Origin of the sequence: Castellaniella defragrans 65Phen (genome assembly GCF_000612685.1) — a bacterium.
Classification (GTDB): Bacteria; Pseudomonadota; Gammaproteobacteria; order Burkholderiales; family Burkholderiaceae_B; genus Castellaniella; species Castellaniella defragrans.
This window is the reverse complement of sequence record NZ_HG916765.1, coordinates 275,227-296,894: the sequence shown is the minus strand read 5'-3', so window position 1 is coordinate 296,894 and position 21,668 is coordinate 275,227. Positions and strand designations below refer to the sequence as shown.

The 21,668-nt window shown below is 70.0% G+C and carries 19 protein-coding genes; 14 read left to right on the top strand and 5 right to left on the bottom strand.

Annotated elements, in window-relative coordinates; all coding sequences use genetic code 11:
- Positions 1–236: 236 nt before the first annotated feature.
- Positions 237–2,957, top strand: coding sequence for a DNA topoisomerase III (locus BN940_RS01350; protein ID WP_043679321.1), 2,721 nt, complete (start codon positions 237–239; stop codon positions 2,955–2,957).
- Positions 2,958–3,019: 62 nt separating this feature from the next.
- Here BN940_RS01350 and gntR read toward each other — a convergent pair whose 3' ends face one another.
- Positions 3,020–4,084 carry an HTH-type transcriptional regulator GntR gene (gntR, locus tag BN940_RS01345; RefSeq protein ID WP_043679318.1) on the bottom strand — a complete coding sequence of 355 codons (1,065 nt, stop codon included), beginning with the start codon at positions 4,082–4,084 and terminating at the stop codon, positions 3,020–3,022.
- Between the two features lie 133 nt (positions 4,085–4,217).
- Between gntR and BN940_RS01340 the strand changes: the two genes are divergently transcribed.
- From BN940_RS01340 to BN940_RS01325, 4 genes are read left to right on the top strand one after another with little or no spacing between them, the layout of a single operon-like run.
- Positions 4,218–4,787: a gluconokinase gene (locus BN940_RS01340; RefSeq protein ID WP_242404242.1), complete on the top strand. Its 570-nt coding sequence runs from the start codon at positions 4,218–4,220 to the stop codon at positions 4,785–4,787.
- The gene (locus BN940_RS01335; RefSeq protein ID WP_043679315.1) at positions 4,774–5,268 is read left to right on the top strand and encodes a TRAP transporter small permease; all 495 of its coding nucleotides are present in this window, start codon (positions 4,774–4,776) and stop codon (positions 5,266–5,268) included. The genes BN940_RS01340 and BN940_RS01335 overlap by 14 nt, the downstream gene beginning before the upstream one ends.
- A 10-nt stretch (positions 5,269–5,278) precedes the next feature.
- On the top strand, positions 5,279–6,559 hold the full coding sequence (locus tag BN940_RS01330; RefSeq protein ID WP_043679312.1) for a TRAP transporter large permease: 1,281 nt from the start codon (positions 5,279–5,281) through the stop codon (positions 6,557–6,559).
- A gap of 52 nt (positions 6,560–6,611) precedes the next feature.
- Positions 6,612–7,640 (top strand): TRAP transporter substrate-binding protein, encoded by a 1,029-nt coding sequence (locus tag BN940_RS01325; RefSeq protein WP_043679309.1) that lies wholly within the window; start codon positions 6,612–6,614, stop codon positions 7,638–7,640.
- 59 nt (positions 7,641–7,699) lie between these two features.
- Here BN940_RS01325 and BN940_RS01320 read toward each other — a convergent pair whose 3' ends face one another.
- Genes BN940_RS01320 through BN940_RS01310 form a run of 3 tightly spaced genes read right to left on the bottom strand, consistent with a single transcriptional unit; the run spans position 7,700 to position 10,411 of the window.
- Complete coding sequence (locus BN940_RS01320; RefSeq protein WP_043679306.1) at positions 7,700–8,977, bottom strand: TRAP transporter large permease; 1,278 nt, start codon at positions 8,975–8,977, stop codon at positions 7,700–7,702.
- Between the two features lie 15 nt (positions 8,978–8,992).
- A complete protein-coding gene (locus BN940_RS01315; RefSeq protein ID WP_043679303.1) occupies positions 8,993–9,481 on the bottom strand; it encodes a TRAP transporter small permease in 489 nt (162 codons plus the stop codon).
- Positions 9,482–9,484: 3 nt separating this feature from the next.
- On the bottom strand, positions 9,485–10,411 hold the full coding sequence (locus BN940_RS01310; RefSeq protein ID WP_052355512.1) for a TRAP transporter substrate-binding protein: 927 nt from the start codon (positions 10,409–10,411) through the stop codon (positions 9,485–9,487).
- A gap of 440 nt (positions 10,412–10,851) precedes the next feature.
- Here BN940_RS01310 and BN940_RS01305 point away from each other — a divergent pair, with 440 nt between their 5' ends.
- From BN940_RS01305 to BN940_RS01295, 3 genes are all read left to right on the top strand, one after another.
- Complete coding sequence (locus tag BN940_RS01305) at positions 10,852–11,934, top strand: tartrate dehydrogenase (RefSeq protein WP_043679297.1); 1,083 nt, start codon at positions 10,852–10,854, stop codon at positions 11,932–11,934.
- A gap of 91 nt (positions 11,935–12,025) precedes the next feature.
- Positions 12,026–13,489 carry an aldehyde dehydrogenase family protein gene (locus BN940_RS01300; RefSeq protein WP_043679294.1) on the top strand — a complete coding sequence of 488 codons (1,464 nt, stop codon included), beginning with the start codon at positions 12,026–12,028 and terminating at the stop codon, positions 13,487–13,489.
- 25 nt (positions 13,490–13,514) lie between these two features.
- Positions 13,515–14,273, top strand: coding sequence for a glucose 1-dehydrogenase (locus tag BN940_RS01295; protein WP_043679291.1), 759 nt, complete (start codon positions 13,515–13,517; stop codon positions 14,271–14,273).
- Positions 14,274–14,335: 62 nt separating this feature from the next.
- Here the strand turns inward: BN940_RS01295 and ilvB are convergent, their stop codons facing one another.
- A complete protein-coding gene (gene ilvB, locus BN940_RS01290; RefSeq protein ID WP_052355511.1) occupies positions 14,336–16,105 on the bottom strand; it encodes a biosynthetic-type acetolactate synthase large subunit in 1,770 nt (589 codons plus the stop codon).
- A 217-nt stretch (positions 16,106–16,322) separates the two neighbouring features.
- Here ilvB and BN940_RS01285 point away from each other — a divergent pair, with 217 nt between their 5' ends.
- From BN940_RS01285 to BN940_RS01260, 6 genes are all read left to right on the top strand, one after another.
- Positions 16,323–16,793, top strand: a complete 471-nt coding sequence (locus tag BN940_RS01285) for an SET domain-containing protein (RefSeq protein ID WP_043679288.1) — start codon at positions 16,323–16,325, stop codon at positions 16,791–16,793.
- Positions 16,794–16,962: 169 nt separating this feature from the next.
- Positions 16,963–17,487 (top strand): TRAP transporter small permease, encoded by a 525-nt coding sequence (locus BN940_RS01280; protein ID WP_052355510.1) that lies wholly within the window; start codon positions 16,963–16,965, stop codon positions 17,485–17,487.
- Complete coding sequence (locus BN940_RS01275; protein WP_043679285.1) at positions 17,484–18,782, top strand: TRAP transporter large permease; 1,299 nt, start codon at positions 17,484–17,486, stop codon at positions 18,780–18,782. Before BN940_RS01280 ends, BN940_RS01275 begins: the two co-directional genes overlap by 4 nt.
- A gap of 97 nt (positions 18,783–18,879) precedes the next feature.
- On the top strand, positions 18,880–19,905 hold the full coding sequence (locus tag BN940_RS01270; protein WP_043679283.1) for a DctP family TRAP transporter solute-binding subunit: 1,026 nt from the start codon (positions 18,880–18,882) through the stop codon (positions 19,903–19,905).
- A 99-nt stretch (positions 19,906–20,004) separates the two neighbouring features.
- The gene (locus BN940_RS01265) at positions 20,005–20,802 is read left to right on the top strand and encodes an alpha/beta fold hydrolase (RefSeq protein WP_043679280.1); all 798 of its coding nucleotides are present in this window, start codon (positions 20,005–20,007) and stop codon (positions 20,800–20,802) included.
- Positions 20,803–20,823: 21 nt separating this feature from the next.
- Complete coding sequence (locus BN940_RS01260) at positions 20,824–21,573, top strand: TSUP family transporter (RefSeq protein ID WP_043679279.1); 750 nt, start codon at positions 20,824–20,826, stop codon at positions 21,571–21,573.
- Positions 21,574–21,668: the final 95 nt, after the last annotated feature.

Here is a 21,668-nt window from a genome sequence, read left to right as displayed (position 1 = left end):
TGGGGGCGCCGCCCCGCGCGGCATCGGCGAAACCGTGTCCGGGCCGGTGCCGGGACAGGAATCCGGCGCCGCCGGACCGGCGCGGCGGGGTGTGGATGGGAGAGTGGACGGAGGGTGGACGAGGGGTGGACGAGGGGTGGACGAGGGGCGCGGCCGGGCCCGCCGCTTGCATGCTAAGGTGCCCCCTCGTATGATCCGCGCTATCGTGGTCGCAAAACGGCCGCCACTGGAACCTCATGACCAAAACTCTGATTATTGCTGAAAAGCCCTCGGTCGCCCTGGACATTTCCCGGGCGCTCGGCGGCTTCACCCGGGAAGGCGACTACTTTGAAAGCGAGCAGTACGTGCTGTCCTCCAGCGTCGGCCACCTGCTCAGCCTGGTGGCGCCCAACGACCCGGTGCGCGGCAAATGGAGTTTCACCCACCTGCCGGTCATCCCGCCCCAGTTCGAGCTGGGCCCGACCGACAAGCGCTCCGCCGAGCGGCTGAAGCTGCTGGTCCGGCTGCTCAAGCGCAAGGACGTCGGCGCCGTCATCAACGCCTGCGACGCGGGCCGCGAGGGCGAGCTGATCTTCCGCTACATCGTCCAGTATTCCGGGGTGAAGAAGCCCATCCAGCGCCTGTGGCTGCGGTCCATGACCCAGGCCGCCATCCGCGATGCCTTCGCCAACCTGCGCGACGACGCGACCATGAAGCCGCTGGAGGCGGCCGCCCGCTCCCGCGCCGAGGCCGACTGGCTGGTGGGCATCAACGGCACCCGCGCCATGACGGCCTTCAACAGCAAGGACGGCGGCTTCTTCAAGACTCCGGTGGGCCGCGTCCAGACCCCCACCCTGGCGATCGTGATGGAGCGCGAGGACCGCATCCGCGGCTTCGTGTCGCGCGACTACTGGGAAGTCCACGCCACCTTCGTCGCCGCCGCCGGCCTCTACGAGGGCCGCTGGTTCGACCCGGCTTTCAAGAAAAACGAACAGGATACCGAGGCCCGCGATTCGCGCCTGTGGTCCGCATCCGCCGCCCAGACCATCGTGGCCGCCTGCCGCGACCAGCCGGGCAGCGTGACCGAGGAATCCAAGCCCAGCACGCAGATGTCCCCGGCCCTGTTCGACCTGACCACCCTGCAGCGCGAGGCCAACTCGCGCTTCGGCTTTTCCGCCAAGACCACGCTGTCGCTGGCCCAGTCGCTGTACGAGCGCCACAAGGCCCTGACCTACCCGCGTACGGATTCCCGCTACCTGCCGCAGGACTACGTCGGCACCGTGCAGCAGACCATGCGCGTGCTGGCCGACAGCGAATCGGGCGCGGCCCGCTCCGTCAAGCCCTACGCCGCCCAGGTCGTGAAGCAGGACTGGGTCAAGCCCAACCGGCGCATCTTCGACGACAAGAAGATCTCCGACCACTTCGCCATCATCCCCACCCTGCAGGTGCCGCGCGAGCTGAGCGACGCCGAATTCAAGATCTACGAGCTGGTGACGCGCCGCTTCCTGGCGGTGTTCTTCCCGGCGGCCGAATTCCGCGTCACGACCCGCATCACCCAGGTCTCCGGCCACCATTTCAAGACCGAGGGCAAGGTGCTGGTCCACCCCGGCTGGCTCGCCATCTACGGCCGCGAGACGCAGGGCGAGGACGCCTCGCTGGTGCCCGTGGCCGACGGTGAGCGCGTGCGCACCGAGGACATCGAGGCGCGCGCCCTGGTCACCAAGCCCCCCGCCCGCTTCAACGAAGCCACGCTGCTGTCGGCCATGGAAGGCGCCGGCAAGCTGGTGGACGACGAGGCCCTGCGCGAGGCCATGTCCGAGCGCGGCCTGGGCACCCCGGCCACGCGCGCGGCCATCATCGAAGGCCTGCTCAACGAAGGCTACCTGCGCCGCGAGGGCCGCGACCTGATCCCCAGCGCCAAGGCCCGCCAGCTGATGACGCTGCTCGCCGGCCTGGGGGTGAACGAACTCACCTCGCCGGAGCTCACCGGCGAATGGGAGCACCAGCTCAAGCTCATCGAACAGCGCAAGCTCGACCGCGAGTCCTTCATGCGCGAGATCGCCCAGATGACCCAGGTGATCGTCAAGCGCGCCAAGGAATACGAGCGCGACACCGTGCCCGGCGACTACGCCACCCTGCGGACTCCCTGCCCCAAATGCGGCGGCGTGGTGAAGGAAAACTACCGCCGCTACGCCTGCACGGCCTGCGACTTCTCCATCGGCAAGCACCCGGGCGGGCGCACCTTCGAGATCGCCGAGGTCGAGGAACTGCTGGAAAAACGCACGCTGGGCCCGCTGACCGGCTTCATCAGCAAGATGGGCCGGCCCTTCGCCGCGGTGCTGCGCATCACCGACGAATACAAGCTGGAATTCGACTTCGGCCAGCGCGAGGACGAGGACGCCGAGCCCGTGGACTTCTCCGGCCACACCCCGCTGGGCGCCTGCCCGAAGTGCGGCGGCTGCGTCTTCGAGTACGGCATGAACTACGTCTGCGAGCACGCCGTGGGGCCGGACAAGCGCTGCGACTTCCGCAGCGGCAAGGTCATCCTGCAGCAGGAAATCCCCGCCGCGCAGATGAGCAAGCTGCTGGCCACCGGCAAGACCGACCTGCTCGACGGCTTCGTGTCCAGCCGCACCAACCGCAAGTTCAAGGCCTTCCTGGTGCGCCAGGCCGACGGCAAGGTCGGCTTCGAGTTCGAGCCGCGTCCGGCCAAGGCGGGCGCCAAGACCGCCGGCAAGACCGCCGCCAAGGCCGCGCCCGCGACCCAGGCGGCGGCGAAAACGGCGACGAAGACCGCCACGAAAACGGCGACGAAGACCGCGTCCAAGGCCGCCGCCAAGCCCGCGGCGAAGACGGCCGCGAAAACGGCGGCCAAGAAAGCCGCCGTGAAGAAGACCGCGGCGAAGACGGCCGCCAAGAAAGCCGCGCCCCGCGCCGCCCAGGCCGACGCCCACGACGACGACGGCCCGGCCTTCTGAATGGCCCGCGCCGGCGGCCGGGCACCGGCCCGGCGGGCAGTGCGGGCGGGACGCCGGCCGCGCTAGCTGCTGGCGCGGACCTTCAGCTCGAAGCCCAGGTCGACGACGGGCGCGTCCACCGGCTCGCCGCGCATCAGCCGCAGCAGCATCCGCGCCGCCGCGTCGCCGACTTCCCGGCGCGGCGTGCGCAGGCTCGTCAGCGCGGGCAGCATCTGCGCATTGCCCGGCAGATCGTTGAAGCCCACCACGCTGACCCGGCCGGGCACCGGGACGCCCAGGCGCAGCGCTTCCAGCAGCCCGCCGTGGGCCAGGTCGTCGTTGCAGAAGAACACCGCGTCCAGGTCCGGGTGCGTCTCCACTAGGCGGCGGAAGGCCTCCGCCCCCAGGGCGGCCGACGAGGGCCGGGGATCGAGGATCTCCAGCCGGGGATCGTGGCAGCCCGCCGCCCGCAGGACGCCGCGGAAGCCCTCGGCGCGCTCCAGCGTGCGCGGGTCCAGCTGGGCGCCGACGAAGGCGATGCGCCGCCGCCCCCGCTCCAGCAGGTGGCGGGCCACGGCCTGCGCCGCCCCGGTCTGGGAAAAGCCGACGCAATGCACGCCCGGCTCGCCGCTCAGTTCCATCACGTGCACGCACGGCGTGCGGCTGGCCTCGATCAGGCGGCGCTGGGCCTCGCTGCGGTCGAAGCCGGTCAGGATCAGGCCCGCCGGCCGGTGCGACAGGTAGCTGTCGAGCAGGGCGGCCTCGCGCTCGGGGCGGTACTGGGTGATCCCGACGAAGATCGGATAGCCGGCTTCCCACATCACGTCCTGCACGGCTTCCAGCAGTTCGGTGAACAGGGTGTTGGACAGCAGCGGGATCAGCACCACGACGTGGCTGCTCTTGGCCGAGGCGAGCGCGCGCGCCGACGGGTCGGGGCGGTAGCCGAGCCGCTCCACGGCGGCCCGCACCCGTTCGGCCAGTTCCGGGCGCACGGTCGTCTTGCCCGCCACCACGCGCGACGCCGTGATGGGGCTGACGCCGGCCAGGGCCGCCACGTCCGCCAGCGTGACCCGGCCGGTGGCCCGGCTGCGGCCCCGGGACCCGGCCGGCCGGGGGCCGGTCCCGCCGTCGGAGGAAGAATCTTTCATACAGGAATTCCCTAATGTCGGCCACGCTGAGATAGCGCTATCTTTGCGTCTCACCCGCCTCGGGAAGATCGGCCGGCACAGGCCCGGCCCGACGTTCCGGGCATCATTGTACGTAAGGGCGGTTTTTTTTTCAATGCAAAAGATAGCGCTATCTTCTCCCGCCGGAACGCCCGACGCACCCGCCTGCCCGCCCCGCGCGGTGGTCGTGATGGGCGTCTCCGGCAGCGGCAAATCCACCGTCGGCGAGATGCTGGCGCGGCGCCAGGGCTGGGCCTTCGTCGAGGGCGATGCCTTCCACAGCGAAGGCAACCACGCGAAGATGCGCGCCGGCGTCCCGCTGACCGACGAGGACCGGGCGTCCTGGCTGGAAGCGCTGGGGCGGGAACTGGCGCGCCAGGGCGCCGGCGGCGTGGTCCTCAGCTGCTCGGCCCTGAAGCGGGCCTACCGCCGCCGGCTGCGCGCGCACGTGCCCGGCCTGGCCTTCATTTGGCTGGAAGTCGGCCGCGACGCGGCCCACCGGCGCGTCGCCGGCCGCGGCGACCGCCATTTCTTTCCCGCCACCCTGATCGACAGCCAGTTCGCCACGCTGGAGCCGCCCCACGACGAGGCCGGCCTGCTGCACCTGGACAGCGAACGCCCCCTGGAAGAAATCCTCGAACGCGCCGCCGAATGGCTGCAAAGGAATCCCCATGCACACTCCTGACACCGCCGCCGGCGCGCCGCGCAAGCCCCTGATCCGCAAGGCCGCCGAAGCCTTCATGGCGATCACCCTGGCCCTCATGGTGGTCGCCGTGTTCAGCAACGTCGTGCTGCGCTACGCCTTCGGCACGGGCCTGGTGATCTACGAGGAACTGTCCCGCCTGCTGTTCGTCTGGCTGGTCTGCATGGGCACCGTCGTCACCGCCCACGAGAAGCGGCATCTGAGCTTCGACCTGCTGGTGGATCGGGTGGGGCCGCGCACGCGCGCCGCGATGGACGCGCTGGCCACCCTGGTCGCCGCGGTCGTCCTGGGCATGGTCGTCAAGGGCGCCTGGGATCAGGTGATCGCCGGCTTGCACAGCTACAGCCCCGTCATCGGCTATCCCCTGGCGATCGCCGCGGCGGCCACCCTGTTCATGGCCGCCGCCATGGAAGTCCTGCTCTTCAAGCAGGCCGTCCTGGACCGCCGCCGCAATCGAACCTAGGAGTTCCGGCATGGACACCACCCTGATCTTCCTCGCCGTCCTGTTCGCCTCCATGGCGATCGGCATCCCCATCGCCGTCTCCCTGCTGGTCTCGGGCGTGGCCCTGATGTGGCACCTGGACTTCTTCAACACCCAGCTGCTGGCGCAGAACCTGCAGGCCGGCTTCGACAATTTTCCCCTGCTGGCGGTGCCCTTCTTCATCCTGGCGGGCGAACTGATGAACGTGGGCGGCCTGAGCCAGCGCATCATCGACATGGCGCGCGCCTTCGTCGGCCACATCCCGGGCGGCCTGGGCTACGTCGCCGTATTCGCCTCGGTGCTGCTCGCTTCGATGAGCGGTTCGGCCATCGCCGACACCGCCGCGCTGGCCACCATCCTGCTGCCCATGATGCGCCAGCAGAACTACCCGATGGACTACAGCACGGGCCTGCTGGCCTCGGGCGGCATCATCGGTCCCATCATCCCGCCGTCGCTGCCCTTCATCATCTACGGCGTGACCACCAACACCTCGATCAGCAAGCTGTTCATCAGCGGCGTGGTCCCCGGCATCCTGATGGGCGGCGCGCTGCTGCTGGCCTGGCGCGTGGTCGCGCGCCGCCGCCAGCTGCCTACGGCCCCGCGCGCCACGCGGGCCGAACGCCGCCGCGTCGTGGCCGACAGCACCTGGGCCATCTTCATGCCGGTCATCATCCTGGGCGGCATCCGCTTCGGCGTCTTCACCCCCACCGAGGCCGCGGTGGTGGCCGCCGTCTACGCCTTCCTGGTGTCGAAGTTCATCTACCGCGCGCTCTCCTGGCAAGCCACCTACGACGTGCTGGTGGCCTCCAGCATCACCACGGCGGTGGTCATGTTCCTGTGCGGCGCCGCGACCGTGGCCGCCTACATGATCACCCTGGCCGACCTGCCCAACCAGTTGGCCGAGCTGTTCCAGCCCATCCTCGCGCACCCCACGCTGTTCATGGCCTGCATGGTGGTCTTCCTGCTGCTGGTGGGCACGTCCATGGACCTGACGCCCATCATTCTGATCTTCGCCCCCGTCTGCCTGCCCCTGGCGCTGAAGGCGCACATCGATCCGATCTATTTCGGCTTCATGTTCGTGTTCACGGGCTGCCTGGGCCTGATCACGCCGCCCGTGGGCACCGTGCTCAACGTCGCCGCCGGCGTGGGCGGCGTGAAGATGGAATCCGTCGTCAAGGGCGTCGCGCCCTTCCTGCTGGTCTATGCGCTGCTGCTGGTCCTGCTGGTGGCCTTTCCCCAGATCGTCACCGCCCCGGTCCGCTGGCTGGGCTGAGGCATACAACACCCGCCTCCACCCGGCGGACATTTCACCAAGGAGAATCCCCATGAAACTGAAAGCCCTGTTCCTGGCCGCCACCCTGGCGGCCGGCGCAATGGCCCCCCAGGCCCAGGCCGCCGACATCCAGACCCGCCTGATCCGCTTCGGCTACGGCCTGAACCAGGATTCCAACCAGGGGCGCGCCGTCCAGGTGTTCGCCGACGAGGTCGCCAAGCTGTCGGGCGGCAAGATGAAGATCCGCGCCATCGGCGCGGCCGCGCTGGGCTCGGACATCCAGATGCAGCAGGCGCTGATCGGCGGCGCCCAGGAAATGATGGTGGGCTCCACCGCCACCCTGGTGGGCATCACCCCCGAAATGGCGATGTGGGACACGCCCTTCCTGTTCAATTCCGGCGAGGAGGCCGACAAGATCCTCGACGGCCGGGCGGGCCAGATGCTGATGGAAAAGCTGAGCGACAAGGGGCTGGTCGGCCTGGTCTACTGGGAGAACGGTTTCCGCAACCTGACCAACAGCCAGAAGCCCGTGACCCGCGTGGAGGACTTCGGCGGCCTGAAGCTGCGCGTCATGCAGAACACCGTGTTCCTGGACACCTTCCAGCGCCTGGGCGCCAACGCCATTCCGCTGCCCTTCTCGGAACTGTTCACCGCGCTGGAGACGAAGACGGTGGACGGCCAGGAAAATCCCTACAACACCATCCTGTCGAGCAAGTTCTACGAGGTCCAGAAATACCTGAGCATCACCAACCACGTCTACAGTCCCTGGATCGTCACGGCCAGCAAGAAGTGGTGGGACGGCCTGAGCGCCGACGAGCGCGACGTGCTGCTCAAGGCCGCCGTCGTCAGCCGCGACTTCGAGCGCAAGGACACCCGGGCGGAAGCCGACAAGGCCCTGGCGCAGCTGAAGGCCGACGGCATGCAGATCAACGAGGTCGCGCCCGCGGAGATCGAGCGCATGCGCGAGACGATCAAGCCCGTCAACGAGCAGATCAAGCAGAACGTCGGCCCCGCCGTCTGGCAGGCGGTGCAGAACCAGCTGAAGGCGATTCGCCAAGGTACGGACCTGGCGCGCAACTGAGCCCGCCAGCCGTTCCCCCCGGGGGGGCACACGCCCCCCGGACGCCGCCCTCCAGCGGCTCAGCGATACACCAGGTCGCGGAAATACAGCGACAGGTCCGGCCAGTAGGTGATCACCATCAGGCAGAGCACCACCACGCCGACGAAGGGCAGCAGCGGCCGGATCAGGCGCTCGATGGGCACCTTGGCGACCGTGCAGGCGGCGAACAGGTTCACGCCGAAGGGCGGCGTCACCATCCCCAGGGCCAGGTTCACCACCATGATCACCCCGAAGTGCGCGGGATCGACGCCGAACTGCGTCGCCACGGGCAGCAGCAGGGGCGCCAGCACCACGATGGACGCGGACGTCTCGATGAACATGCCGATGAAGAACAGGGCGACATTCACCCCCATCAGGAATGAGATCTCGCTGCCGAACAGGTGGCTGAGCCATTCGCCCAGCATCATCGGCACCCCGGCACGGTTCAGCAGGAAGCCGAACACGCCCGCGTTGGCGATGATGAACATGATGATCGCGGTGGACACCACGGAGCGGTGGAAGGTACGGCCCAGCGTGGCGAAGGACAGCCGGCGGTAGATGAAGATCCCCACGAACAGGGCGTACACCACCGCCACGGCCGAGGCCTCGGTGGGGGTGAATATCCCGCCGTAGATTCCGCCCAGGATGATGACCGGCATCAGCAGCGCCCACCAGGCCTTCCTGAAGGCCGTCCAGACCGGCAGGCGGCCGTCGCCGTCGTGCTTGCCCAGGCCGTTGCGGCGCGCGTACAGCCAGACGTAGGCCATCAGCGCGACGACGATCAGCAGGCCCGGCCCGATGCCGGCGATGAAGACCTCGCCCACCGAGGTGTCGGTGGACACGGCGTACAGGATCATCGGGATGGACGGCGGGATGATGACGCCCAGTTCGGCCGCGGAGGCCTGCAGCGAGGCCGCGAAGGGCGCCGGATAGCCGTGCTTGACCATGGCGGGGATCAGGATGGCCCCCACCGCGAAGGTCGTGGCCACGCTGGAGCCGGCCACCGCCGCGAAGATCATGCAGGTCAGCACACAACTGCAGGCGAGCCCGCCCTGCACGCCGCCCACCACGCTTTTGGCAAACTCGACCATGCGCTCGGAGATGCCGCCTTCCTCCATCAGGTTGCCGGCCAGGATGAAGAAGGGCACGGCGACCAGCGGGTACTTGTCCAGGGCGGCGTAGAGCTGCTGCGCGATCACCAGCCAGGTCATGTGGCCGTCGAAGCCGACCCCGGCCATGGTGGCCAGGCCGATGGACACGGCCACCGGCACGGTCAGGCCGAAGAACAGCAGCATGGAAACGACCATCAACTGCGACATGATGCGGTGCCCCGGTCAGACGGTTTCGATGTGGAGGCGGCGCGGGCCTTCGGCCCAGTAGGCCAGCGCGGCGAACAGCGCCAGCGTGGCGCCCACGGGAATGGACAGGTAGATCCACGAGATGGAGACGCCCAGGCTGGGCGTGGTCTGGAACCGTACGCGCCAGGTCATGTCGGCCCCGATCCACACCAGGAATCCCAGGAAGCCCACGACGATCAGCAGGACGACGTGCTCCAGCACCCGCGCCCGGCGCGGCGCGAGCAGGTTGTGCAGCAGGTCCACGCCCAGCATGGCGCCCTGGCGGAAGGCCAGGGCCACCCCCAGCATCACCGCCCAGATGATGGAGGCCCGCGTCCAGGCTTCGGACCAGGCCGAGGGCGATTCGAGGACGAAGCGCGCCAGGACCTGGTAGAAGCCCGCCGCGACGGCGGACCACAGCAGGCCCTGGGCGACCCAGGACACCAGCCGGGTCAGGCCCCGGTCGGCCAGGCCGAGCACACTCATGGACTACTGGGTGTTGCGGATGGCATCGACCAGTTCCTGGCCGAACTGCTTGTAGTACTGCGGATAGACCGGCTGGACCGCCTTGACGAAGGCGGCGTGGTCCACCGCGTTGACCTGCATGCCGTTGGACTTCAGGGTTTCCACGCCATCCTTCTCGACCTGGTCGACGTAGTCGCGCATGGCCTTGGCGCTGGCGGCGGCGGCTTCCTTGAACTTGGCCTTGCCGTCGTCGGACAGGCCATCGTACACGGAAGGCGCCATCAGGATCAGTGCCGGACCGTAGACGTGCGCCGTCAGCGACAGGTATTTCTGCAGCTGCCACATCTTCACCGACACGATCACCGACAGCGGATTTTCCTGGCCGTCGATGGTGCCCTGCTGCAGGGCGGTGGCGACTTCGGGCCAGGCCATGGGGGTGGCCAGCACGCCCAGCTCGCGGAAGGCGGCGATGTGGATGGGGTTTTCCGTGGTGCGGATCTTCAGGCCCTTGATGTCGGCGGGCTCCTTCACCGGCCGGACGTTGTTGGTCAGGTGGCGGAAGCCCTGCTCGCCCCAGGCCAGGGCCACCAGGCCGCGCTTGGGGAATTCGGCCAGCATGTCCTGGCCGATCTTGCCGTCCAGGACCTTGCGCGCATGGGCCAGGTCGCGGAACAGGAAGGGGATGTCGAACACCCCGGTCTGCGGCACGAAATTCAGCGTGGCGCCCGTGGAGACGATGGCCAGGTCGATGGTGCCCAGCTGCAGACCCTCGATCACCTCGCGCTCGCCGCCCAGCGCACTGTTCGGGAACTGCTGGATCTTGAAGTCCGGCGTGCTGGCTTCCAGGGTCTTGACGAAGGCGGCGGCGCCCGCGCCGTAGTGCGAGTTCTCGGACAGGGCGTAGGCCATCTTCAGCGTGGTCTGCGCCAGCGCCGGCGCGGACGCCGTCATGCCGGCCAGCGCCGCGGCCGCGAGCCATCGTGCGAATTTTTTACCGCCGGGCCGCCCCAAGGTAAAAAACGCCCCCCGCAGGGGGGCAGCAAGCCGAAGGTGCAGCGTGGGGGGTATTTTCCCTTGGAACATGGTGTCGTCTCCCGAATCCGATTATTGGTGCCATCCGGCCCGCGCCCGCGGCCGGGACGCGGCCCGCATCCGCCGGAACCGCGCCGCGCGCAAAGCATCGAAGCCTTGGTGTTCTAACATGAAGTCCGGGCGGGTCGCAATGGAAACCGCGCACGGGTTCGGGTTATCACAGGGGCGCGCGGCGCGCGGCCGGCCGGCGCGGCCCGTGGGCCCGCCCGGCGCTATCGCGCCGCCCCAAAACCCGCTAGAGTCATGAAAAAGGCCCGCCCGGCCTGACCGGGCCCGTTCGCGCCCAAGGAGCCACCCGCATGACACGAAAAATCGCAGTGATCCCCGGCGACGGCATCGGCACGGAAGTCATGCCCGAGGGCCTGCGGGTCCTGGAAGCCGCCGCCGCGCGCTTCGGCCTGGACCTGGACTTCGAGTCCTTCGGCTGGGGCTGCGACCATTACCTGCGCGAAGGCCGCATGATGCCGGCCGACTGGAAGGAGCGCATCGGCGGGCACGACGCCATCCTGTTCGGCGCCGTGGGCGCGCCCGACCGGGTGCCGGACCACGTCGCCATCTGGGATTCCATCATCACCATCCGCCGCGAATTCGACCAGTACGTCAACCTGCGCCCGGCCCGGCTGATGCCCGGCGTGCCCAGCCCGCTGGCCAACCGGCGCCCCGGCGACATCGATTTCCTGGTGGTGCGCGAGAACACCGAGGGCGAATACTCCAGCCTGGGCGGGCGCATGTTCCCGGACACGGAGCGCGAATTCGTGATCCAGGAATCCGTCTTCACCCGCACCGGGGTGGACCGGGTCCTGCGATTCGCCTTCGAGCTGGCCGCGCGCCGGCCCGGCCGGCACCTGACGGCGGCCACCAAGTCCAACGGCATCTCCATCACCATGCCCTACTGGGACGAGCGTCTGAAGGCCATCGCCCGGGAATACCCCACGGTCACCTGGGACAAGTTCCACATCGACATCCTCTGCGCCCACCTGGTGCAGCACCCGGACCGCTTCGACGTGATCGTGGCCTCGAACCTGTTCGGCGACATCCTGTCCGACCTGGGGCCGGCCTGCACCGGCACGATCGGCATCGCCCCGTCGGCCAACCTGAACCCGGACCGCCGCTACCCCTCCCTGTTCGAGCCCGTGCACGGCTCCGCGCCGGACATCGCCGGGCGGGGCATCGCCAACCCGGTCGGCCAGATCTGGTCGGCGGCCCTGATGCTGGAACACCTCGGCCAGGGCGAGCCCGCCTGGCAGGACGCGGCCGACGCTGTCCTGCGGGCCATCGAGACCGTGCTGTCCGAAGGCCCGCGCACGCCGGACATGGGCGGCGCGGCGCGCACCGCCGACATGGGCCGCGCGATCGCCGACCACGTCGCCCGCGCCCGCTGAGCGCACCGCCACCAGCCGCCGCCCGCCGAGGACCCGCCGACCGCATCGACCGCCCCATTCGCACCGCACCGCCATTCGCCAGGACTCCGCCATGCCCGCCCACCACTTCATCGCCAACGCCCGCCGGCCCGTGCCCGGCGAGCGCACCCTGTCCGTCATCGACCCGGCGGACGGCCGGGAATTCGACCGCATCGCGCGCGGCTCGGCCGAGGACGTGGACGCGGCCGTGCGGGCCGCCCAGGCGGCCATGGGCGAGCACTTCGAGGGCCCCTGGGCGATGACCTGCGCCCGCGACCGCGGGCGGCTGCTGGCGGCCTGGAGCCGCGCCGTGCTGGACGAGGCCGGCGAGCTGGCCCGCCTGGAGGCGCGCGACACCGGCAAGACGCTGGGCACCGCGCGCAACGACGTCGCCGCGCTGGCGCGCTACCTCGAATACTATGCCGGCGCCTGCGACAAGCTGCATGGCGACACCCTGCCCTACGACGCCGGCACGCTGGCGCTGACGGTGCGCGAGCCGCACGGCGTCACCGGCCACATCATTCCCTGGAACTACCCGGTCCAGATCTTCGGCCGCAGCGTGGGCGCCTCCCTGGCGGCCGGCAACGCCTGCGTGGTCAAGCCCGCCGAGGACGCCAGCCTGTCCACCCTGTACCTGGCCGAGATGGCCGCCCGCGTGGGATTCCCGGCCGGCGCGCTGAACGTCGTCACCGGCCTCGGCGCCGAGGCCGGCGCGGCCCTGAGCGCCCACCCCGGCGTGCGGCACATCTCCTTCACCGGCTCCACCGCCACCGGCCGGCAGGTGGCCGAGGCCGCCGCGCGGCATCACTGCCCGGTGGTGCTCGAACTGGGCGGCAAATCGCCGCAGATCGTGTTCGAGGACGCCGACCTGGACGCCGCCCTGCCGGTGGTGGTCAACGCCATCGTGCAGAACAGCGGCCAGACCTGCTCGGCGGGCAGCCGGCTGCTGGTCCACGAAAGCATCCACGACGCCTTCGTGGCGCGCGTCGCCGAACGCTTCCGCGCGCTGCGCGCCGGTCCGCCCGCCTCGGACGCCGACCTGGGGCCGCTGGTCAACCAGAAACAGTACGAGCGCGTGCGCCGCATGCTGGACGCCGCCCGCGACGAGGGCCTGGCCGAGGCCGCGCGCGGCCGCATCCTGGACGACGCGCCGCCGGACGGCTACTACCAGGAGCCCGTGCTGTTCCGCGACGTGCCCGCCGACAGCGCTCTGGCGCGCGAGGAAATCTTCGGCCCGGTCCTCATCACGCAGCCCTTCCGCGACGAGGCGCACGCCCTGGCGCTGGCCAACGCCACCGACTACGGCCTGGTGGCCGGCGTCTGGACCCGCGACGGGGCGCGGCAGCTGCGCATGGCCCGCCACCTGCGCTGCGGCCAGGTCTTCGTCAACAACTACGGCGCCGGCGGCGGCGTCGAGCTGCCCTTCGGCGGGGTCAAGTCCAGCGGCCACGGCCGCGAGAAAGGCTTCGAGGCGCTGCTGGGATTCACCGTGCTGAAGACCGTGGCGATCCGCTACGGCCAGGATGCCCGGAACTAGTCCACATTCATCGAGGAGACACGCCATGCGCCTGCGCGACAAGATAGCCATCGTCACCGGAGCCGGCTCGGGATTCGGCCGGGGGATCGCCTCGGTCTTCGCCCGAGAGGGTGCCCGGGTGGTGGTGGCCGACATCCACGACGAGCACGGCCGCGAGACCGTCGAGCAGATCCGCGCGGCCGGCGGCCGGGCCGCCTTCGCCCACGTGGACGTCGCCAACGCCGCCAGCATGCAGGGGCTGCTGGCGCAGGCCCTGGAGTATTTCGGCGGCCTGGACATCGTGGTCAACAACGCCGGCGCGACCCACCGCAACCGGCCCATGCTCGAAGTCACCGAGGCCGAATTCGACCGCATCTACGCCATCAACGTCAAGAGCATCTACCTCAGCGCCCAGGCCTTCGTGCCGCATTTCCGGCGCCAGGGCGGCGGCGTGTTCGTGAACATCGCCTCCACGGCCGCCATCCGGCCGCGCCCCGGCCTGACCTGGTACAACGGCACCAAGGGCGCCGTGGTGACCACCAGCCGCTCGATGGCGGCCGAGCTGGGCCCGGACCGCATCCGCGTCAACTGCGTCAATCCCGTGGTCGCCGCCACCGGCCTGCTGACGGAATTCATGGGCATGCCCGACACGCCGGAAAATCGCGCCAAGTTCATCGCCGGCATCCCGCTGGGGCGGTTTTCCACCCCGGAGGACGTCGCCCACGCCTGCCTGTACCTGGCCTCGGACGAGGCGTCCTTCATCACCGGCGCCTGCCTGGAGGTGGACGGCGGGCGGTGCGTCTGACGCTTCTCGGGAACCCCGCCCATTCCGGACGCATGGGCGTGTCAGGCAAGGCGCCGACAGAATCATTCCTCCACGTACCAGGTATCTTCCGACAGCATCACCTGCTGGTGCCCGTAGCCGGCCGGCATCATGGGGAAGCAGTTCTGCAGCGGCACCACCGCCACGTCCAGGAAGTACGGCCCGTCGTGCGCCATGCAGGCGGCCAGCGCCGCGTCCAGGTCGCGCGGGTGCTCGACGCGCGCCGCCCCCCAGCCGAAAGCCCCGGCCAGCGCCACGAAATCCGGGATCGAGGCGTTGTAGCTGTGGCTGTAGCGGCCCTCGTGGATCAGTTCCTGCCACTGGCGCACCATGCCCATGTGGCCGTTGTTGCACAGGATCAGCTTGACCGGGGCGCGGTGCTGCGCGGCCGTGGCCAGTTCCTGGATGTTCATCAGCACGGAGGCGTCGCCGCTGACGCAGACCACCGGCTTGTCCGGATGCGCGATCTGCGCGCCGATGGCGGCCGGCAGCCCGTAGCCCATGGTACCCGCCCCGCCGGAGGTCAGCCAGCGGTTGGGCCGGTCGATGCCGATGTACTGGGCCGCCCACATCTGGTGCTGGCCCACGTCGGTGGAGACGATGGCGTCGCGCCCGGCCAGCAGCCGGTCGATGCGCCGCATCAGATCCTGCGGCAGGATGGTATCGGCCGAGGGCGGGAATTTCAGGCAGTCGCGCGCCTGCCAGACGGCGATGCGCTGCCACCATTCGTCCAGGCGGCCGGGCTCCAGCGGATACTGGCCCAGTTCCTTGTGCAGGGCGCGCAGCAGCGGATAGCAGTCGCCCACCAGCGCCACGTCGGCGCGCACGACCTTGTCGATCGAGGCCGGGTCGATGTCCAGGTGAATCTTGTCGGCGTGCGGGCAGAAGTCCGACAGCCGGCCGGTGATGCGGTCGTCGAAGCGCGCGCCCACGCAGACGATCAGGTCCGCGTGGTGCATCGCCAGGTTCGCCTGCAGCGTGCCGTGCATGCCGAGCATGCCCAGGAACTGCGCGTCGCCCGCGGGATAGGCGCCCAGGCCCATCAGCGTCAGGGTGCAGGGCGCCCCGGTTTCCTGCACCAGGCCGCGGAAGGCGTGGCAGGCGTCGATGCCCGAATTGATCAGGCCGCCCCCGCCGTAGAACACCGGGCGGCGGGCGCGGGCGATCAGCGCGGCGGCGCGCTTGAGCGCGGCCTCGGTCACGGGCGCGAGCGGCGCGGCGGCGGCCTCGGGCTCCAGCGCCGCGACGGCATGCTCCGGCGGCACGCGCGCGATCTGCAGGTCCTTGGGGAAGTCCAGCAGCACCGGGCCGGGCCGGCCGGCGCGCGTCAGGCGCAGGGCCTTGGCCGCCAGGTCGGCGATGTCTTCCGAACGGCGCACCTGGGCGTTCCATTTGGTGACCGGGCGCGAGATCCCGACCGCGTCGCATTCCTGGAAGGCGTCGGTGCCGATGGCGCCGGTCGCCACCTGGCCGCTGACGCACAGCACGGGGATCGAGTCGCAGAGCGCGTCCAGCAGCCCGGTGGTGGTGTTCGCCATGCCCGGGCCCGACGTCACGAAGACCACGCCGGGGCGGCCCGTGGAGCGCGCGTAGCCCTCGGCGGCGTGCATGGCCGCCTGCTCGTGGCGCACCAGGATGTGGCGGATGCGCGGCTCGGCGTACAGGGCGTCGTACAGCGGCAGCACCGCGCCGCCCGGATAGCCGAACACCGTGTCCACGCCCAGGGCGATCAGGGTATCCAGCAGGACCTCGGCGCCGGTGCGGTCGAGGACGGGGACGGTTGCGGCGGCATGGGCGGCGGTAGGGGCATTCACGGGCGTTCACCTGGACGGGAAAGGTCGGGATGCCGCGCCGGCCCCTCGCGCGCGTCGGCCCCCGGCGGGATCGCCGCCGGGGCGAGTGGACTTGCGTGGAGCATCCCAAGGATAATGTGGGCCAGTGTATCCCTTTTCGCTCCCGCTTCTTTCGCGTCCGCTTCCTTCAGGTCCCCTTCCCGTCCCTTTCCCGTCCGCTTCCTTCCCCCCGCATCCCATGGCCACCCCCCGCCCGATCTGGCACGCCGTGCGCGTCTCGCCCCTGCACGGCACCGGCGTCTTCGCCGCGCGCGACATCCCCGCCGGCACCCGCATCCTGGAATACGCGGGGCGCCGCCTGACGGCGGAGCAGGCCGACGCCCGCTGGCCGGTCGATCCTGACGACCCCTACCACACCTTCTATTTCTCGCTCAGCAGCGGCCGGGTGATCGACGGCGGCCAGCGCGGCAACGACGCGCGCTGGATCAACCACGGCTGCGCGCCCAACTGCGAGGCGCGCGAGAACGAGGCCGGCACCCGCGTGGCGATCTACGCGCTGCGCGACATCCCGGCCGGCGCGGAACTGCTCTACGACTACGGCCTGGTGATCGACGAGCCGCTCACCCGCACGCTCAAGCGCCACTACCGCTGCCGCTGCGGCGCGCCCGAATGCCGGGGCACGATGCTGGCGCTGCCGGACGGTTCCTGAACCGGCGTCCGTACCCCCCACCTCGCCGCCTGCAAGCGGTCCGGATTCGTCCGGCACCGGGCAGCCCGCGGGGACGGCTCGGCGTCCGTACTCATACCAACTGGCAAGCGCGCCGTTTCGCAGTAGGATTCAGTGTTGCCATCCGGCCCGACACCGCTCCGTCCGTTCCATGCCCGACGACCACGCCGCCGATTCCGCCGACCTGCCCGCCTACGTCCCGCCCCCCGATCCCCCCCTGCGCGTCCCGCTGCGATTCGAGGACTGGCTGACCGTGCTGACCCTGGGCGCCCTGGCCTGCATCACCCTGGCCAACGTGATCGTGCGCTACCTGACCGCCGAATCCTTCGCCTGGACCGAGGAAATCTCCATCTTCCTGCTGATCGTGCTCACCCTGAGCGCCAGTTCCTCGGCCTTCGTCCGCGTGCTGCACATCCGCATCGAACTGCTGGCCGACGGCGGCGGCCCCGCGCGGCAGCGGCGCTACGCCCTGGCCGCGGGCGCCGTCTCGCTGCTGTTCTTCGCCGGCCTGACGGTCCTGCTGGGCCGCATGGCGCTGGACGAATACAACTGGGGCGACACCTCCCCGGCCATCGGCGTGCCCACCTGGTGGTATTCCATGTGGCTGCCCGTGCTGTCGGCGGTCATCACCCTGCGCCTGGCCGGCATCCTGCGGCGCGCCTGGGAGCGCGCATGATCCCCACCCTGCTGTTCGCGCTCTTCGTCGTGCTGATGGTGATCGGCGTGCCCGTGGGCATCGCCCTGGGGGCGGCCGGCACCCTGGCCATCGCCCTGGCCAATCCCGACACCCACTGGTTCGGCCTGATGGCGGTGTCGCAGAGCTTCTACGCCGGCCTGGCCAAATACCCCCTGCTCGCCATCCCCATGTTCGTGCTGGTGGGCTCGATCTTCGACCGCTCGGGCGTCGCCGCCAAGCTGGTGCGCCTGGCCCAGTCCATCACCGGCAACGGTCCCGGCATGCTGGCCGTGGTCGCCATCACCGTCGCCATGTTCCTGGGCGGGATCTCCGGCTCCGGCCCGGCCTGCGCCGCCGCCGTGGGCGCCATCATGATCGGCGCCATGAACCGCGCCGGCTATCCCCGCGCCTACTCGGCCAGCGTGGTGGCGGCGGGCGCGGCCACCGACATCCTGATCCCGCCCTCGATCGCCATGATCGTCTATTCGGTCCTGGTGCCGCAGGCCTCGGTGCCCGCCCTGTTCGCCGCCGGCATGTTCCCCGGCATCCTGGCGGGCATCGGGCTGATCATCCCGGCCGTCTGGCTGGCGCGGCGCCACAAGATGGGCGCGGCCGCCCGCGCCGAGCCCCGCCCGCCCTTCTGGCGCAGCCTGTTCGAGGCCATCCCGGGCCTGGCCGCCCCCGTCATCATCCTGGGCGGCATGCGCATGGGCTATTTCACGCCCACCGAGGCCGCCGTGGTGGCCGTGTTCTACGGCCTGCTCATCGGCATGCTGGTGCACCGCACCATCCGCGTGCGCGACCTGTTCCCCATCCTGCGCGAGGCCGGCGAGCTGTCCGCCGTCATCATGCTGATCGTCACGCTGGCGGGGATCTTCGCCTGGTCGCTGTCCACCCTGTCGATCATCGACCCGATCACCCACGCCATCGTGCACTCCGGCCTGGGGGAATACAGCGTGCTGACGCTGCTCATCCTGCTGCTGATCGTGGCCGGCATGTTCCTCGACGGAATCTCGATCTTCCTCATCTTCGTGCCGCTGATCCAGCCGGTCGCCATGGCCTTCGGCTGGGACCTGGTGTGGCTGGGCGTGGTGCTGACGCTGATGGTGGCGGTGGGCCAGTTCACCCCGCCGGTGGCCGTCAACCTGATGGTGTCCAGCAAGATCGCCCGGATCCCGATGGAAAGCACGGTGCCCTGGGTGCTGTGGCTGGTGGGCGGCATGCTCTGCACCCTGGTGCTGGTCGTGATCTTCCCGCAGATCGCGCTCTGGCTGCCGCATTATCTGGGATACTGACGTCCATGCCGGCGCCCGCGGGCGGGCGGCGAGGCCCGGCCCGCGGGCGACCCGCCCGGCGGGTTCGTGCACGAGATTTTTCAAAGAGGAGACTGACATGCGCTTCAAACGACTCATCGGCGCCGCCGCGCTGGCCTTCACGGCCCTGGCCGCCGCCCTGCCGGCCCAGGCCGCCGACTACAAGTCCGAATACAAGCTGTCCATCGTGGTGGGCACCAACTTCCCCTGGGGCCAGGGGGCGGTGATCTGGTCCGACCTGGTGCGCGAGCGCACCAACGGCCGCATCAACATCAAGGTCTACCCGGGCACCTCCCTGGTCCAGGGCGACCAGACGCGCGAATTCACCGCCATCCGCCAGGGCGTGATCGACATGGCCATCGGCTCGACCATCAACTGGTCGCCGCAGGTCAAGGAACTGAACCTCTTCTCCCTGCCCTTCCTCATGCCCGACTACCCCGCCATCGACGCCCTCACCCAGGGCAAGGTCGGCGAGGAGCTGTTCGGCATCCTGTCCAAGAAGGGCGTGGTGCCGCTCGCCTGGGGCGAGAACGGCTACCGCCAGCTGTCCAATTCGGCACGCGAGGTCAAGACCCCCGAGGACGTCAAGGGCATGAAACTGCGCGTGGTCGGCTCGCCGCTGTACATCGACATCTACACCGCCCTGGGCGCCAACCCGACGCAGATGAGCTGGGCCGACGCCCAGCCCGCGCTCGCCAGCGGCGCCGTCGACGGCCAGGAAAACCCGCTGTCCATCTACGCCGGGGCCAAGCTCTACGACGTCGGCCAGAAATACCTGAGCCTGTGGAACTACGTGGCCGACCCGCTGATCTTCGTGGTGAACAAGGACGTCTGGGATTCCTGGTCGCCCGAAGACCAGAAGATCGTGCGCGAGGCCGCCGTCGAGGCGGGCCGCCAGGAAATCGTCATCGCCCGCAAGGGCGTGACCAGCACCGACGATTCCCTGCTGAAGGAAATCGAAGGCCACGGCGTCAAGGTCACCGTGCTCTCGCCCGAGCAGATCGGCGCCTTCGCCAAGGCCACCCAGCCGGTGTTCGACAAATGGGCCAAGCAGATCGGCCCCGACCTGGTGCAGCAGGCGCAGGCGGACATCGCCAAGCGCTGAGCCCCGCACGGCCCCACGCCCGGCGGGCCGCCGTCCGCCGGGCTTTGCTTGTCCCCATCCTTCGCTTGTCCCCATCCCTCATTTCCGCAGGAGTCCTCCATGCCCGTCGTCGAAGTGCTCGATACACACGTTTCCTACGCCGTCGATGGCCAGGGCCCGGCGCTGGTGCTGGTCGCCGGCACGGGAGGCACGCTGGACAGCAACTGGGGCCACCTGGTGGCGCCCCTGGCTGCCCGCCGCACCGTCATCCGGCCCGACTATTCCGGCTCGGGCGAGACCACCGATCCGGCCGGCGAACTGAGCCTGGACCTGCTGGCGGCCCAGGTGCTCGGGGCGGCCGACGCGGCGGGCGCCGAATCCTTCGACCTGGCCGGCTTCTCGCTGGGCGCCTGCGTGGCGGCGCAGATCGCCGCCACGCAGCCGGGGCGCGTCCGCTCCCTGACCCTGCTCGCCGGCTTCTCCACCGGCCAGGATCCGCGCATGCGCATGCAGTCGGAACTCTGGCTCAATCTCATCCGCCACGATCCCCACGATTTCGCGCGGCTGATCCTGCTCACCGGCTTCAGCCCCGCCTTCCTCGGGCGCATGGACGCGGCCCAGCTGGCGCAATGGGCCGACGCGGTCGTCGTGTCCAACCGCTGGGAAGGCATCACCCGCCAGATCATGCTCGACACGCGCCTGGACATCCGCCCGCTGCTGCCCCGCATCGCCGCGCCCACCCTGGTCATCGGCTGCGCGCACGACGCCATGGTGCCCAAGGAGCACGCGCGCGCCCTGGCCGACGCCATCCCCGGCGCCCGCTACGCCGAACTGGACAGCGGCCACCTGGCGCCGTTCGAGCAGCCCGAGGCGTTCCTGAACCTGCTCGCCGCCTTCATCGACGCGCCGCGAGGCTGAACGCGCCCGCCGCGGCACCCCATGGAAATCACCTTCGACGTCGCCGTCCTGCTGTTCTTCGTCGCGCTGCTGGCCGGCATCGTCGATGCCATCGCCGGCGGCGGCGGGCTGATCACCATCCCGGCGCTGCTGGCCGCGGGCCTGCCGCCCGGCGCGGCCATCGCCACCAACAAGATCGGCGGCATCGCCGGCTCGGCCGCCGCCACGCTGCACTTCCTGCGCATGCGCCAGATCGACCTGAAACGCAGCCGCCGAATGATGCTGGCCACCTTCCTGGGAGCGCTGGCGGGCGGGATCGCCCTGACCCGCATCGACGGCGGCGTGCTGCGCCAGGTGATCCCGTTCCTGCTGATCGGCTTCGCCCTGTACTTCCTGCTGTCGCCGCGCGTCGGCGCCGAGGACCGCGCCCAGCGCCTCACGCCCGCCCTGTACGCGGCCACCCTGGCGCCGCTGATCGGCTTCTACGACGGCTTCTTCGGCCCGGGCACGGGCACCTTCCTGGCGATCTCCTGCGTCACGCTGCTGGGCTTCAACCTGGTCAAGGCCACGGCGCACGCCAAGCTGCTGAACCTGTGCAGCAACCTCGCCTCGGTGCTGTTCTTCGCCGCCAGCGGCCACATCGTCTGGGCCTTCGGCCTGCCCATGCTGGCGGGCCAGTGGATCGGCGGCACCATCGGCGCGCGCCTGGCCGTCACGCGCGGCCACCAGCTGATCCGCGTGCTGATGGTGATCATGGCGGTGATCGTGTCGGTGAAGATGCTGCTGGAATGAGCGCACTGCTGGAATGAACGTGCCGCTGGAATGAACGTGCCGCTGGAATGAGCCCGCGCCCCGGCCGCGGGCCGGAATGGCAACCGGCATGGCAG